Raw genomic sequence first — 13,006 nt, 5'->3', positions numbered from 1 at the left:
GGTCAATGCGAGCGGAGCAGTCCCGCGCAGGTGACCGCCCACAGCACGCTGGTGAACGTGCCGATGATGAAGCGCTCGGCAACGGCCTGTGGGGTGACCGACGCCGGCTGATCGGGACTGCGAAGCTCCGGGTATCGCGCCAGGCCCTTGATCGCCAGCACGATGGCGATGCCTTCCGGCCAACCGGAGACCAGTGCGGCGTAGATGGCCATCCGTTCCAGCGCACCGATCAGAGCGCCGCCACGCAGTACCTCGCCGGCTTTCTGGGTCGACTGAGCCCTGGTGTTGCCCCGGTCGGCCAAAGCCATCACAGAGGTCGTCAGCGGCCCGCCGCCGGTGACTGCCAACGCTCCGGCCAGCAGGAGCAGCACATCCCACCAGCGTTCGGCCCAGCCCGCCACTCCGTCACCTGCGAGGAGCAGTACACCGACGGTGACCAGGCAGGCCAGCATCACGCCGCTGATGATGATCTCGAGGTTGGAACCGGACTTGGGCACCCACGCGAGGACGGCGAGGACCAGTGCGGCAGCGGTCAGGGACAGGACCAGTGCCGTCACGCAGCGACTCCGGCATCCAAGAGGTCGGCGGCAAGCACCCGTCCGCGCTGTTCCTCCGCGAATCCGGCGGCCTGCGCCCGCTGCGTCACCGCAGACTGACTGATGCCGAGTTTCACGCCGATCTCCCGCCTCGTGAGTCCTTCTGCCAGCAGGTCCGCGACTGCCCAGCCACGGTCGCTCCGACGGCGCAGCACGGACGCCATCAGCCAGAGCACCGTTTCCACCTGCTCCGCGGTCCGGGTGTCCGATCCGACCACGTTCAGGTGGTGCGGACTCGACTTGGCGCGAGTGACCGCCTCGCGGGCGAACACGAACGCGTCACCGCTGCCGGCCCGGGTACTGCGGGGCAGTGGCTCGATGACCGCGCCGACGCCGAGTCCGACGTACCAGGTGTCCGCGCGGAGCAGCTCGACGATCACGTCGATCGTCGGGCGGGCCTCGGAGAGCACGCCCTGGACCTCGTCGCCGGCGGTGCGTTCGAACTTCCGCAGGAGTCCGGTCCGCCGTGGGCGGCGGTTCAGGGAGTTGAGTAGCTCGGGTACGAGATCGCTCGTGCTTCGGCTGCCGCGCTGATCTACGGTGAGAACGAAGACCACCCTGCACCTCCTTCCGAACGGGTTAAGGCTACAGTCTTATTCACGTAGAGTGAAGGCCAAAACCTGAATCGCTTCACCCCGCTACTCCCTGTATCCGTTTTCACAGGTCGTCGCCGACCGGACCCGCTCCCGGCGGCCGGCCGGGAGCGGGCTCCAGCGATCAGTCGGTGAGCGGGAGGTAGAGCTTCTGGTCGGTGGACCGGAAGGTCTCGGACATCTCGGCGAAGCCGGCCTCGACGGCTTCGGTGGAGGTCAGGCCGTGCTCCTCGGCGTACGCGCGAATGTCGGCGGTGATCCGCATCGAGCAGAACTTCGGGCCGCACATCGAGCAGAAGTGCGCGGTCTTGGCGGGCTCGGCGGGCAGCGTCTCGTCATGGAAGGAGCGCGCGGTGTCCGGGTCCAGCGAGAGGTTGAACTGGTCCTCCCAGCGGAACTCGAACCTTGCCTTGGACAACGTGTCGTCCCAGGCCTGCGCCCCTGGATGCCCCTTGGCCAGGTCCGCCGCGTGCGCGGCGATCTTGTACGTGATCACGCCGGTCTTCACGTCGTCGCGGTCCGGCAGCCCGAGGTGCTCCTTCGGAGTGACGTAGCAGAGCATCGCCGTGCCGAGCCAGCCGATCTGGGCGGCTCCGATCGCCGACGTGATGTGGTCGTAGGCCGGCGCCACATCGGTTGCCAACGGCCCCAATGTGTAGAACGGCGCCTCGCCGCAGAGCTCCTCCTCGAGCCGCACGTTCTCCGCGATCTTGTGCATCGGAACGTGTCCCGGCCCCTCGATCATCACCTGGACGTCGTGCTCCCAGGCGATCCGCGTCAACTCCCCCAGCGTCCGCAGCTCGGCGAACTGCGCCTCGTCGTTCGCGTCCGCGATGCACCCGGGCCGCAGCCCGTCGCCGAGCGAGAACGTCACGTCGTACGCGCGGAGGATCTCGCACAGTTCCGCGAAATGCGTGTACAGGAAGGACTCCTGGTGGTGCGCAAGACACCACGCCGCCATGATCGAACCGCCCCGCGACACGATCCCGGTGATCCGGCGCGCGGTCAGCGGGACATACCGCAGCAGTACGCCGGCATGCACGGTCATGTAGTCGACGCCCTGCTCGCACTGCTCGATCACCGTGTCGCGGTACACCTCCCACGACAGCGCGGCCGGATCGCCCTTCACCTTCTCCAAGGCCTGGTACAGCGGCACCGTCCCGATCGGCACCGGTGAGTTGCGCAGGATCCACTCCCGCGTCTCGTGGATGTTCTTCCCGGTGGACAGGTCCATCACCGTGTCGGCGCCCCACCGCGTGGCCCAGACGAGCTTCTCGACCTCTTCCTCGATCGAGCTGCTGACAGCGGAGTTTCCGATGTTCGCGTTCACCTTCACCAGGAACTTCTTCCCGATGATCATCGGCTCGCTCTCCGGGTGACACCGGTTCGCCGGGATCACGGCGCGACCGCGCGCCACCTCGTCGCGGACCAGTTCCGGATCGAGCCCTTCCCGCAGGGCGACGTACCTCATCTCCTCGGTGATGACGCCGGCCCGGGCGTGCCCGAGCTGGGTCCGCGGCTCGCGGCCGGCGATCCACTCCCGCCGCAGCGCCGGCAGACCGGCCTGGACGTCGATCGCGGCCTTCGCGTCGGTGTACGGACCGGACGTGTCGTAGAGGTCGAAGTGTTCGCCGTCGGTGAGGTGGACGCGGCGCGCCGGCACCCCGAGGTCCCCCCGGTAGATCTTCTCCGAGCCCGAGATCGGGCCGGTGGTGACGGCCGGACGGATCGTGCTGACATTCACCATGCTGGTGCTCCCTACGCCGGAATTACCCGGACAGGTTCGGCGGTCGGCGGCGCCGGCCAGGTGCGATTCCTGGACCAGCCGCCCTCTCAGCCCACTACGGTGCGAGCTCCCGCGATATCGATTTGTCACCGGCCACTCTAACGAGCCGGTACCGTCTAGGGATGCGCGACCTCGTGTACCCGCCCGTCATCGCCTTCGCGAAGACCGCCTTCACGGTGCTGGACCTGCAGATCCGCCGGACCGGGACCGAGCACGTCCCGCGCACCGGCGGAGCGCTGATCGCCATCAACCACATCAGCTACGTCGACTTCATCCTGGGTGGGTACGGCGCGGTGCCGGCCAAACGGGTCGTCAGGTTCATGGCCAAGGAGGTGTTGTTCCGCAATCGGTACTCCGGCCCGCTGATGCGCGGGATGCACCACATCCCCGTCGACCGGGACGCGGGCGCCGCGTCGTACCAGGAGGCGATCCGCCACCTCGGGGCGGGCGAGCTCGTCGGGGTGTTCCCGGAGGCGACGATCAGCCGGTCGTTCGAGCTCAAGGAGTTCAAGACCGGGACGGTGCGGATGGCCGCGGAAGCCGGCGTACCCGTGATCCCGATGATTCTGTGGGGCACGCAGCGGATGTTCACCAAGGACCACCCGCGGGACTTCTCCCGGCACCGCCCGATCGCGATCAGCGTCGGCGCGCCGATCACGGTGACCGCCGACGACGACCCGACCGAGGCGACCGCGCACCTGCGCTCGACGATGGCCGGGATGCTCGACGAGACGATCCGGAGCTATCCCGAGCAGCCGGCCGGCGCCTGGTGGCTGCCGGCTTCGTACGGCGGCAGCGCACCGACACCGGAGGAGGCCGAGCGGCTCGACCGCGAGGAGCTCGCCCGGCGCGCCGAGAAGCGCAAGCAGGCCAACTGACCCCCGTGATTGGGGCCGCTCCGGCGCGGACAAGACCTTGACCCTAGACCCGGATCGAGGGTACGAATGCGCTCGTTGACTGAACAGGTACCTGGGGGGTCCCTGTACGACGGGTCGCCACGAGCGGCCCGGGTACTTGAACGGCGGGGAAGGTCTTGTTCGATTCACCGGAAGAGCTACATCTGTTCGACCCAGGGGCGATGACCCCGGCGCCGCACGTGGCCGAGCACATCCCGGACGCGGGGGCGTTCTTCGTCGAGTGGGCGGTCCGCGGGCTGACCCAGGAGCGGGCCCGCGAGATCGAGTCCGCGGTGAACGGCCGGCGGAACCAGAACGGCTGGTTCCCCCTCGAGACGCTGGACAACATCGGCAGCAAGGGCTTCTGGCGCGGCCCACTGACCTATCTGGCCCGGATGACGGCCGACGACCCACAGATCGTCCAGGAGTGGGCCACGGACGGCCTGCGCGGCGAGCAGGTCGCTCGCATCCACGCGACCGTCGACCACCTGCTGCACCAGCAGGGGCACGCCGCCGCCGCGACCTGGGCGGTGGCGGTCCGGCCGCGCATGTACCTCGACGCCGAGGTCCTGGGCGACCGGCTGCTGGCCGCCTGGGAGTACAACCTCGGCTCGATCCGCAGCAAGGACGTGGCCAAGTCGGTCCGTCGCTGGAACCGCTGACAGCAGCCGGTACGACGGGCAGCCCGCCAGAGCGCCCGTCGTACCTCCTAGTGAAACTGCGGGATGATCAGGTACAGGCCGTAGAGCACGGACGCCAGACAGGCGGCGAAGCACAGCGCAGCGACGCTGGTGTCCACGAAGGACGGCTGCCGCTTGTCGTCGATCGCCACGGCCCGCCGCGACATCGCTGCCACGCCGAGCGCGAACAGCACTGCCAGGCCGGTCCCGAAGAGCAGGCTGACCAGCGCCACCTCACCGAGGGCACCCCATTTGATGGTCATCGTCGTCCTTCTCTCAGGCGGCCGCGGTGGACACGGACGGGGTCGTGGAGCCCGGGTACTCGTTGACGTTGTCCGAGGTCACCGGATGGCGCCTGGAGGCGGCATAGATGGCGCCACCGGCCACGAGCGCGAGTACGGCGATGGCGACCACCCCGAGCGTGCCGGAGTCGGCGACCCGCCCGGACAGCGCGCCGACGACCGCGGCGGCCGGAAGCGTCAACAGCCACGCGACGGCCATCCGGCCGGCGACGGTCCAGCGCACTTCAGCCAGCCGCTTACCGAGGCCGGCGCCGAGGATGCTGCCGGAGCAGACCTGCGTGGTGGACAGCGGGAAGCCCAGGTGGGACGAGGCCAGCAGCACCGCGGTCGAACTCGTCTCCGCCGCGAAGCCCTGTGGCGACTCGATCTCGGCCAGCCCCTTGCCCATGGTCCGGATGATCCGCCAGCCGCCCAGGTAGGTACCGGCCGCGATCGCCAGACCGGCCGCCAGGATCACCCACAACGGCGGCCGCGAGCCCGTCGGCAGACTGCCGGAGGTGATCAGCACCAGCGTGATCACGCCCATCGTCTTCTGCGCGTCACCCGTGCCGTGGGCCAGCGAGACGAGCGAGGCGGACGCGATCTGTCCGGCGCGGAAGCTGTCGTTCACCGTCTGCTTCCGGGCCCGCGCGGTGATCTTGTAGGCCAGGAACGTGCCGAGCAACGCGACCACACCGGCCACGATCGGCGCCACGACGGCCGGCACGATGATCTTCTGGACGACGGTCGCGAAATGGACCGCGTCGCTCCCGGAGGCGATCCAGGTGGCGCCGATCAGGCCGCCGAACAGCGCGTGTGACGAGGAGCTCGGCAGCCCGAGGTACCAGGTCAGCAGGTTCCACAGGATGGCACCGACCAGGCCGCCGAAGATCACCGGGACAGTCACCTTCGCGTCGTCGACGATGCCGCTGGAGATCGTTTTGGCCACCTCGGTGGAGATGAACGCGCCGACCAGGTTCAGCACCGCGGACACCGCGACCGCGACCTTGGGTTTCAGAGCGCCGGTGGCGATCGACGTCGCCATCGCGTTGGCGGTGTCGTGGAAACCGTTGGTGAAGTCGAACACCAACGCGGTGACGATCACCACGACGACCAGGAACGACAGGTCCATGCGACCACTTCCCTTGGGGCGGAGGATCAGCAAAGTCGATCGACCGTAGGCCGGGTGAGTGAATTCGAAATGAACCCGTTCGGACACCGTGCGTGAGGATTACGGAACGGGCTACTCGAGGATCCGGTGGATGATCTCGTAGACCAGCGCGGCCACGATCCCGGCCGCCGGGATGGTCAGCACCCAGGCGGTGACGATGCCCTTGGCAACACCCCAGCGGACCGCGGACAGCCGCTTGGTGGCGCCGGCGCCCATCACCGCGGAGGTGATCGTGTGGGTGGTGGAGACCGGGGCGTGCAGGCCGATCGCCATCACGTACAGCACGGACGCCGAGATCGCCTCGGAGGCGAAGCCACGGGCCGGGTCCAGGTGGATGATCCGGCGGCCGAGCGTCCGCATGATCCGCCAGCCACCGGAATACGTGCCGAGCGAGATCGCGGTCGCGGCGGCCAGCTTCACCCAGACCGGGATGCCGTCGCCGGCGTTCGCGTGGCCGGTGGTGAGCAGCGCCAGGAAGATCACGCCCATCGTCTTCTGCGCGTCCTGCAGGCCGTGGCCGAGCGCCATCGCGGCCGCCGACAGCGACTGCGACAGCCGGAACCCGCGGGTGGTCCGGCCGGGGTTGCGGTTGCGGAACAGCCAGAGGATCGCGGTCATCAGCAGGAAGGCGCCGAGGAACCCGACCGCGGGCGACAGCACCATCGGGATGACGACCTTGTCGACGATGCCGGACCACAGCACGGTGCTCGCCGAGGCGAGGCCGGCGCCGACCAGGCCGCCGATCAGCGCGTGCGACGAGGAGCTGGGCAGGCCGAAGTACCAGGTGATCAGGTTCCAGGTGATGGCGCCGACCAGCGCGGCGATCACGACCACCAGGCCGTGCTGGCCCGCCGGCGTCTCGATGATGCCTTTGCCGACCGTCTCGGCCACCTCGGTGCCGAGGAAGGCGCCGAGGAAGTTCATCACCGCGGCCATCCCCAGCGCCACCCGCGGCGTCAGCGCGCGCGTCGACACCGAGGTGGCGATCGCGTTGGCGGCGTCGTGGAAGCCGTTGGTGTAGTCGAAGCCGAGGGCGATCACCACGACGGCGATGACGAGCGCGAGCTCCACGCTCAGGACTCCTTGACGGCGATCTGCTCGACCGTGTTCGCGACGTGCTCGAAGGCGTCGATCGCGGCCTCCAGCAGGTCGACCACGGTCTTCAGCTTCATGACGGTCAGCGCGTCGTACTCGCCGCTGAACAGTTTCGCGATCAGCCGCCGGTGGACCGCGTCACCGGTGTTCTCCAGCCGGTTGATCTCGATCCAGTACTCGGCCAGGTCCTTCATGGTCCGCAGTCGCGGCATCGTCTCCGCGGTCAGCTGCGCGGCCCGCTGGAGTACTTCGATCTGCTCGGCGATCTCCTCCGGCAGCTTCTCCAGGTTGAAGAGGTGGACGGTGTCGACCGCCTCCTCCATGAAGTCCATGACGTCGTCGAGGTCGGAGGCCAGCCGGTAGATGTCCTCGCGGTCGAACGGGGTGACGAAGGTCGAGTTGACCCGGCGGATGATCGAGTGCGTGGTCTCGTCGGCCGCGTGCTCGGCATCCTTCATCTGGGCGGCGATCTGATGGCTCGAGGACAGACCTGTTCCCGCCGTACTGCCGAGCAGTTCCGCAAGGATCCGGGATCCGTCCACGAGGTGGTTGGCGGACTCGGTGAAAAGGTCGTAGAACGTCGGGTCGTTCGGACGCAGACGTAACGGCACTTCAAGCTCCGGATGAACGAGGGACAAACCGTGAACATGCTAGGGGGAACATGCGGTTGACGTGGCATCAGCCCGGGTCAACGTAGCGCGTCGTGATGAACTTGCCAGTCAAGCGGTCCACAACGGGTAACCGATCGGTTTCAGCGCGTGATGACGGCGTACAGGTCGAAGAGGCCGACGACGAGCACCAGACCGGCCGCGACCCGGAGCACGTGCTGGTGGCCGAGGGCATGCACCGCTCCGCCCTTGGTCCGCCGGTAGACGGCGCTGACAGCGGTCCAGCAGCCCATGGAGAGCACCAGAACGACGATCCCGAGACCGGTCCGGACGTCGGACGAGCCGTGGCCGGAGGCAAGCAGGAGGGCTCCGTTGGCGATCAGGCCGAGCGCCGTACGCCGCCACGCGAGCAGCGTCCGCTCGGGCTGCCGGCCGGGATCCGGTGTGCTCATCGCCACAGTCAGCGCCAGAGGGAGAACAGCAGGCCGACCAGGCCCACGACGGCGATCGTTGCCCCCAGCATCAGCGGCAGCCGGGTCACCGGGAGCGCGCCGCCGCGGCGGATCGCGGTCAGGTTCTGCTGCCAGCGGCGGAAGGCCCCGCCGGTGGTCACGATACCGGCACAAACCAGAATGACGCCGATCACCCGAGCCGGCCAGCGGTCGGGGCCCAGGTCGAGGAACTGCACCGCGGACAGGCCACCGGCGTAGCAGGCGAGCGAGGTCCGCAGGTACGCCAGATACGTGCGCTCGTTCGCCAGGGTGAAGCGGTAGTCCGGCTCCTGCTCGTGATCCTGGTCCGCGTCGGTCATCCGCAGCTCACCAGACCATGGTCCTGTTTGAGGGTCAGCACACGCCGCACGCTACCTGTCAGCTTCGCGGCGAAGGACTTGTCCTCCCCCGCCTTGTCGACCAGGGCGTTCACCATGGTCTCGGTCAGCCCGGCCTTGGCGTTGATGACGACGTCGCCGCCGGCCGCGACGAACCGGGTCGCGCGCTCACCGGCCGGGACCGACGCGACCTCGGCGGCCGCGCCCACGTCGTCGGTGATCACGACGCCGCGCCAGCCGAGGTCGCCGCGCACCATGCCCTGAATGACGGTCGGCGAGAACACCGCGCGGTTGTCCGGGTCGATCTTGGTGTACGTCACGGTCGAGATCATCACCATCGACGTACCGGCCGCGATCCCGTCGGCGAACGGCTGCAGGTCGGCGTCACCGCGCACCGTGACGTTGTCGACGACACCCGACGCGAAGTCGGTGTTGCCGCGCACCCGCCCGAGCCCCGGGAAGTGCTTGACCGACGTCGCCACGCCCGCCTGGCGCATCCCCTGGACGAACGCCCGCACGCCCTGCCCAGCGACCTGCGGCGTGCTGCCGTACTCACGGTCCAGCTGCCCGATCGGCGCGTTCTGCGACTTCAGCGAACTCGGTACGACGTCAGCCACCGGCGCGAGGTCGACGGTGACACCGGCCTGCTTGAGCTGACTGCCCCACTGCCGCGCCTCCACGGTGAGCTTGGAACTGGACCAACCACCTTGCACCGTTGCCGCGGGAATCCGGTCGAAACCAGGACCCTTCAGACGCTGGATCTGGCCGCCCTCCTGATCCGCGGCGATCAGCGGACGCACCCCCTTCACCGTGGCAGCAGTCGTCATTGCGGCCGTCGCCGTACGGGTGTGCGCGAGACCGCCACTCTTGCCGACCAGGAAGACACTGCCGGGCTTCTGCTCCTGTACGACGGCCCGCTGTGCGGAGCTCATGCCACTCGCGTCGACACCGGTCATGATCAGCTGGGCGGCCTGTTCGCGCAGGGTCAGCGCTTGCAGCTTCTGGTCGACACAGCTGGGTGCCTTGGTCGGCGGCTTGCTCGGCGACGGCGTCGCGCGCGGGGTGGCACTCTCGGTCGGAGTCTGGACGGGCAGGCTGGATTCTTCGGTTGTCGGGACCGTCGAGGACGGAGCGGTGCTCGGTCCCGCGGTCGGTGAGTCGTTGCCGCTACAGCCGGCCAGGGCGAGGGCAGTCAGCGCAAGGAGCGCGACCGGGCGCCTCATCTCAGTTTCGCTCCCAGGCCGCTCGGTCGATGGTGTCGCCCGAGTGCCGGGCCAGCGTCGCGCAAACGTCGTACAACTGCTCGACCTGCTCCGGGGTGAGGGCGTCGAAGATCGACTTGCGGACCTCGTCGACGTGGCCGGGGGCGGTGTCGATCAGCTTCTGCCGGCCGAGTTCGGTGAGGATCGCGACCTGGCCGCGGCGGTCGGACTCGATGCCCTCGCGCTTCACCCAGCCGTTCTGCTCGAGCCGGTTGACCGCGTGCGAGAGCCGGCTGCGGGAACCGAGAGTGGCGACCGCTAGTTCACTCATCCGCAGCCGGTTGGCGGGCGCCTCGGACAGTCGGACGAGGATCTCGTAGTACGTGTGCGGAATTCCGGCGTCGCGTTGCAGTTGCTGCTCGATCCGGCCGCTCACCACTCGCTGCGCCGCGATGTACGCACGCCACGCCTGCGCTTCTGTCTGGTTCAGCCACCGGGGTTCCGCCATCCCCGCAGCGTACTTGTTCACCGACCCGGATCAGCAGTACGGCGCTGGCACACACCAGCATGCCGACGACGGCCAGTGCACCGATCGTCTCGTGGAAGAACAGGAACGCGAACACCATCGTGGTCGGCGGGACCAGGTAGAGCAGCGCGCTGATCCTGGTCGCACCGGACAGCTTGAGGTTCACGAGGTACAGACCCCAACCACCTCCGGTCGCCAAGAGCACCAGCCAGAGGACGGCTCCGTAGAAGCCTGGCTGCTCAGGCACCGTCAGTTGGTTGGTCGCTGCGGCCAGTGCGGTGAAGAGGACTGCGGATGTCAGGCTCTGGATCGCGAGTGCGTCCAGTGAGCTTGTGCTCGGCTTTCGACGACGATCCAGGCAGGTGCCAGCGACCAAGCCGAGCAGACCGCCGATCGGGACCAGGAACAGCAGCGGTGACCCATGGCCGGCGCTGAGGTCGTCGGCGACGACCAGACCGACGCCGGAGAGTCCGAGAACCAATCCGAACCACTGACGCCGATTGACCCGCTCGCCGAGCAACGGGCCCGCGACCGTCGCGATCAGCAACGGCTGGAGCGATCCGATCAGCGCGGTCACGCCCGCCGTGATGCCGTGGTCGATGCCGGTGAAGATCAGGCCCAGGTAGACGAACTGGGTGAGGAACGCCATCCACACCTGCGACACGAGGTCCCGGCGGGAGATGCGTGGCCGGCGGATCGCGAGGATCACGACTCCGATCACCCCCGCGACCAGGAACCGCCAGGCGAGCAGATCGAACGCGGAGGTGTACTCCGTGCCCCACCGAGCACCGATGAAGCCGCAGCTCCAGAACACGACGAACCCGGCTCCGGCAGCCAGGGCGAGCACCCGCTGTTTGGTCATAGCGAGACAGTAACCACACCGGTCGGTATACTGTCAGTATGCTCGACCAGCAGATGAGACTGATCGTGGATCGCGATGTGGCCGCGGCGCCCCGGCTGACCCCCGCCGGCGAGCGCATCCTGACGGCCGCGTCGACCCTGTTCTACGAGCAGGGGATCCGGACTGTCGGCGTCGATGCGATCGCCGCGGCCGCGGACGTGACCAAGAAGACGCTGTACGACCGGTTCGGGTCGAAGGACCGCCTGATCGCGGCGTACCTCGAGGAGCGGAACCGGGTCTGGCACCAGTTCCTCGACGAGCAGCTCGCGCAGCGGCGACCGGCGACGCCGGAAGAGGTGATCCTGGCGCTGTTCGCGGCGCTGACGGACTGGCTGGCCGGCTCGCGGAACGGGTGCGGGTTCATCAACGCGAGCGTGGAGCTGGCGGCGCCGGACCATCCGGCGATGCCGGTGATCGTGGGGCAGAAGCAGTGGATGCGGTCCGAGTTCGCGGCGCAGGCCACGGCGGCGGGGCTCGCGGATCCCCATGAGCTCGCCGATCGGTTGCTGCTGCTGCACGAGGGAGCGCTCGTGAGTTACCGAGTGGCGGCGATGACCGATGCGCCCGAGGTCGCGGCGCGGGCGGCCGCCGATCTGCTGGCCGGGTGGCCGCGGGCCTAGGAGCTGGTGCGCTTGGTGAGGGTCAGGCCGACGAGGCGGGACACGACCATGGCGACGTACCCGAGGCCGGCGAGTTGTTCGAGCATGACGACCGAGCGACCCCAGGACGTGATCGGGACGATGTCGCTCAGGCCGGTGCTGGACAGCGTCGTGAAGCTTAGGAAGAGCAGCTCCATCCAGGTACGGTCGTTGGCCGGGGCAACGGCCGCGGTGAAGCTGCCGGGGACGACGGCCTGCACGAACACGTACAGGTAGGCGAATCCCCAGGCCACCAGCGTGAACGTGGCGCCGGTCGCGAAGAGTTCGTCGACGCTGACGTCGTGGTCGGAGAGCATGTAGCGGAGCAGGCAGTACGCCGCGTAGAAGTAGAAGGCGGCGTGCAGGACGCCGGAGATCGCGACCACCGGCTCGGTCGGGTTGAACGCGTCGAGCACCGAGAGCACGACCGCCGGGATCCCTAGGCAGATGCTGATCCAGGTGAGGCCTGGGGTGGCGCGGACGGAGAACACCGCGAGCACGAGAACGACGATGCCGAGGATCTCGAACGCGACCCGGCCGGGCCGTGATCCTTCCATCGCGGGGTAGACCAGCACGCCCAGCAGCTGGACCACGAGCAGGACGGCCGACGGGTTCCGCCGGGCATACTCGACGACCTTCACCGCGCGCCCCTTGCCGGTACGGCGTCCTCGATTTCTGCTGTTTCCTCGGTCGGTGCTGTTTCCTCGCGGGAGGCGATGATCGCGGCGCGGCGGGCCAGGCGGTGGCTCCGCCGGATCTCGGCCTCGCGCAGCCGCCGGCGGTCCTCGTCCGTCACCGGATCCACCTGCGGCACCTCGCGCGGCTTCCCCTCCGCGTCGACCGCCACGAACACCAGGTACGCCGACGCGACGTGTACCTCCGGACCCACCGCGTCCCAGCGATCAGCGGTGATCCGTACGCCGACCTCCATCGAACTGCGGCCGGTCCAGTTCACCTGCGCGCTGAAGTGCACGACGTCGCCGACCCGCACCGGGACCAGGAACACCATCTCGTCCATCGACGCGGTGACCGCGGGACCACCCGAGTGCCGCGCCGCGACCACGCCCGCCGCCGAGTCGACCAGCGTCATGATCACGCCGCCGTGCACGGTGCCGAGCAGGTTCGTCTCGTTCTGCGCGGTGATGTGCGACAGCGAGAGCCGGGTCTCGGAGGTCGGCCGCGACGACGGACTGCTGGACATGCG

Annotated in this window: 17 protein-coding genes; 3 read left to right on the top strand and 14 right to left on the bottom strand. The window is 68.6% G+C overall.

Annotated features, from left to right (window positions below):
* Positions 1-2 precede the first annotated feature (2 nt).
* From AC0662_RS12650 to thiC, 3 genes are all read right to left on the bottom strand, one after another.
* Positions 3-557 carry a hypothetical protein gene (locus AC0662_RS12650; RefSeq protein WP_452204130.1) on the bottom strand — a complete coding sequence of 185 codons (555 nt, stop codon included), beginning with the start codon at positions 555-557 and terminating at the stop codon, positions 3-5.
* Positions 554-1,153 carry a transposase gene (locus tag AC0662_RS12645; RefSeq protein WP_452204131.1) on the bottom strand — a complete coding sequence of 200 codons (600 nt, stop codon included), beginning with the start codon at positions 1,151-1,153 and terminating at the stop codon, positions 554-556. Before AC0662_RS12645 ends, AC0662_RS12650 begins: the two co-directional genes overlap by 4 nt.
* A gap of 160 nt (positions 1,154-1,313) precedes the next feature.
* Complete coding sequence (gene thiC / locus AC0662_RS12640) at positions 1,314-2,936, bottom strand: phosphomethylpyrimidine synthase ThiC (RefSeq protein ID WP_452204132.1); 1,623 nt, start codon at positions 2,934-2,936, stop codon at positions 1,314-1,316.
* A 161-nt stretch (positions 2,937-3,097) separates the two neighbouring features.
* Here thiC and AC0662_RS12635 point away from each other — a divergent pair, with 161 nt between their 5' ends.
* The gene (locus tag AC0662_RS12635; RefSeq protein WP_478300435.1) at positions 3,098-3,853 is read left to right on the top strand and encodes a lysophospholipid acyltransferase family protein; all 756 of its coding nucleotides are present in this window, start codon (positions 3,098-3,100) and stop codon (positions 3,851-3,853) included.
* A 200-nt stretch (positions 3,854-4,053) separates the two neighbouring features.
* Positions 4,054-4,533, top strand: a complete 480-nt coding sequence (locus tag AC0662_RS12630; RefSeq protein ID WP_452204134.1) for a hypothetical protein — start codon at positions 4,054-4,056, stop codon at positions 4,531-4,533.
* Positions 4,534-4,580: 47 nt separating this feature from the next.
* Here the strand turns inward: AC0662_RS12630 and AC0662_RS12625 are convergent, their stop codons facing one another.
* The 9 genes from AC0662_RS12625 to AC0662_RS12585 all read right to left on the bottom strand — a co-directional run bounded on the left by AC0662_RS12625 (position 4,581) and on the right by AC0662_RS12585 (position 11,125).
* Entirely contained in the window at positions 4,581-4,814 is a 234-nt protein-coding gene (locus tag AC0662_RS12625) for a hypothetical protein (protein ID WP_452204135.1), read from the bottom strand.
* A 13-nt stretch (positions 4,815-4,827) separates the two neighbouring features.
* On the bottom strand, positions 4,828-5,964 hold the full coding sequence (locus AC0662_RS12620; protein ID WP_478300433.1) for an inorganic phosphate transporter: 1,137 nt from the start codon (positions 5,962-5,964) through the stop codon (positions 4,828-4,830).
* Between the two features lie 111 nt (positions 5,965-6,075).
* Positions 6,076-7,074 carry an inorganic phosphate transporter gene (locus AC0662_RS12615; RefSeq protein WP_452204137.1) on the bottom strand — a complete coding sequence of 333 codons (999 nt, stop codon included), beginning with the start codon at positions 7,072-7,074 and terminating at the stop codon, positions 6,076-6,078.
* 2 nt (positions 7,075-7,076) lie between these two features.
* Positions 7,077-7,709, bottom strand: a complete 633-nt coding sequence (locus tag AC0662_RS12610) for a DUF47 domain-containing protein (protein WP_387765841.1) — start codon at positions 7,707-7,709, stop codon at positions 7,077-7,079.
* Between the two features lie 140 nt (positions 7,710-7,849).
* Positions 7,850-8,158 carry a DUF202 domain-containing protein gene (locus AC0662_RS12605; protein WP_452204138.1) on the bottom strand — a complete coding sequence of 103 codons (309 nt, stop codon included), beginning with the start codon at positions 8,156-8,158 and terminating at the stop codon, positions 7,850-7,852.
* An 8-nt stretch (positions 8,159-8,166) separates the two neighbouring features.
* Positions 8,167-8,517 carry a YidH family protein gene (locus AC0662_RS12600; RefSeq protein WP_452204139.1) on the bottom strand — a complete coding sequence of 117 codons (351 nt, stop codon included), beginning with the start codon at positions 8,515-8,517 and terminating at the stop codon, positions 8,167-8,169.
* Positions 8,514-9,758 (bottom strand): glycoside hydrolase family 3 N-terminal domain-containing protein, encoded by a 1,245-nt coding sequence (locus AC0662_RS12595; protein WP_478300431.1) that lies wholly within the window; start codon positions 9,756-9,758, stop codon positions 8,514-8,516. Before AC0662_RS12595 ends, AC0662_RS12600 begins: the two co-directional genes overlap by 4 nt.
* Before the next feature lies 1 nt (position 9,759).
* The gene (locus tag AC0662_RS12590; RefSeq protein ID WP_478300429.1) at positions 9,760-10,173 is read right to left on the bottom strand and encodes a MarR family winged helix-turn-helix transcriptional regulator; all 414 of its coding nucleotides are present in this window, start codon (positions 10,171-10,173) and stop codon (positions 9,760-9,762) included.
* Entirely contained in the window at positions 10,061-11,125 is a 1,065-nt protein-coding gene (locus AC0662_RS12585) for a DMT family transporter (protein ID WP_478300427.1), read from the bottom strand. Before AC0662_RS12585 ends, AC0662_RS12590 begins: the two co-directional genes overlap by 113 nt.
* Before the next feature lie 38 nt (positions 11,126-11,163).
* On the opposite strand from AC0662_RS12585, the gene AC0662_RS12580 reads away from it, so the two are divergent.
* On the top strand, positions 11,164-11,784 hold the full coding sequence (locus AC0662_RS12580) for a TetR/AcrR family transcriptional regulator (protein ID WP_452204143.1): 621 nt from the start codon (positions 11,164-11,166) through the stop codon (positions 11,782-11,784).
* Here AC0662_RS12580 and AC0662_RS12575 read toward each other — a convergent pair.
* Positions 11,781-12,443: a potassium channel family protein gene (locus AC0662_RS12575; protein ID WP_452204144.1), complete on the bottom strand. Its 663-nt coding sequence runs from the start codon at positions 12,441-12,443 to the stop codon at positions 11,781-11,783. The genes AC0662_RS12580 and AC0662_RS12575 overlap by 4 nt on opposite strands.
* Entirely contained in the window at positions 12,440-13,003 is a 564-nt protein-coding gene (locus AC0662_RS12570) for an acyl-CoA thioesterase (RefSeq protein ID WP_452204145.1), read from the bottom strand. The genes AC0662_RS12575 and AC0662_RS12570 overlap by 4 nt, the downstream gene beginning before the upstream one ends.
* Positions 13,004-13,006 lie beyond the last annotated feature (3 nt).

The organism is Kribbella sp. NPDC043289 (assembly GCF_056436705.1).
The sequence above is the reverse complement of the archived record's forward strand: the minus strand, read 5'-3'. Positions and strand labels throughout refer to the sequence as shown.

Excerpts from the sequence above, each read along its gene's own strand:
- thiC (WP_452204132.1), bottom strand. The coding sequence starts at position 2,936 with ATGGTGAATGTCAGCACGATCCGTCCGGCCGTCACCACCGGCCCGATC.
- AC0662_RS12635 (WP_478300435.1), top strand. The coding sequence starts at position 3,098 with ATGCGCGACCTCGTGTACCCGCCCGTCATCGCCTTCGCGAAGACCGCC.
- AC0662_RS12630 (WP_452204134.1), top strand. The coding sequence starts at position 4,054 with ATGACCCCGGCGCCGCACGTGGCCGAGCACATCCCGGACGCGGGGGCG.
- AC0662_RS12625 (WP_452204135.1), bottom strand. The coding sequence starts at position 4,814 with ATGACCATCAAATGGGGTGCCCTCGGTGAGGTGGCGCTGGTCAGCCTG.
- AC0662_RS12620 (WP_478300433.1), bottom strand. The coding sequence starts at position 5,964 with ATGGACCTGTCGTTCCTGGTCGTCGTGGTGATCGTCACCGCGTTGGTG.
- AC0662_RS12605 (WP_452204138.1), bottom strand. The coding sequence starts at position 8,158 with ATGAGCACACCGGATCCCGGCCGGCAGCCCGAGCGGACGCTGCTCGCG.
- AC0662_RS12600 (WP_452204139.1), bottom strand. The coding sequence starts at position 8,517 with ATGACCGACGCGGACCAGGATCACGAGCAGGAGCCGGACTACCGCTTC.
- AC0662_RS12595 (WP_478300431.1), bottom strand. The coding sequence starts at position 9,758 with ATGAGGCGCCCGGTCGCGCTCCTTGCGCTGACTGCCCTCGCCCTGGCC.
- AC0662_RS12585 (WP_478300427.1), bottom strand. The coding sequence starts at position 11,125 with ATGACCAAACAGCGGGTGCTCGCCCTGGCTGCCGGAGCCGGGTTCGTC.
- AC0662_RS12580 (WP_452204143.1), top strand. The coding sequence starts at position 11,164 with ATGCTCGACCAGCAGATGAGACTGATCGTGGATCGCGATGTGGCCGCG.
- AC0662_RS12570 (WP_452204145.1), bottom strand. The coding sequence starts at position 13,003 with ATGTCCAGCAGTCCGTCGTCGCGGCCGACCTCCGAGACCCGGCTCTCG.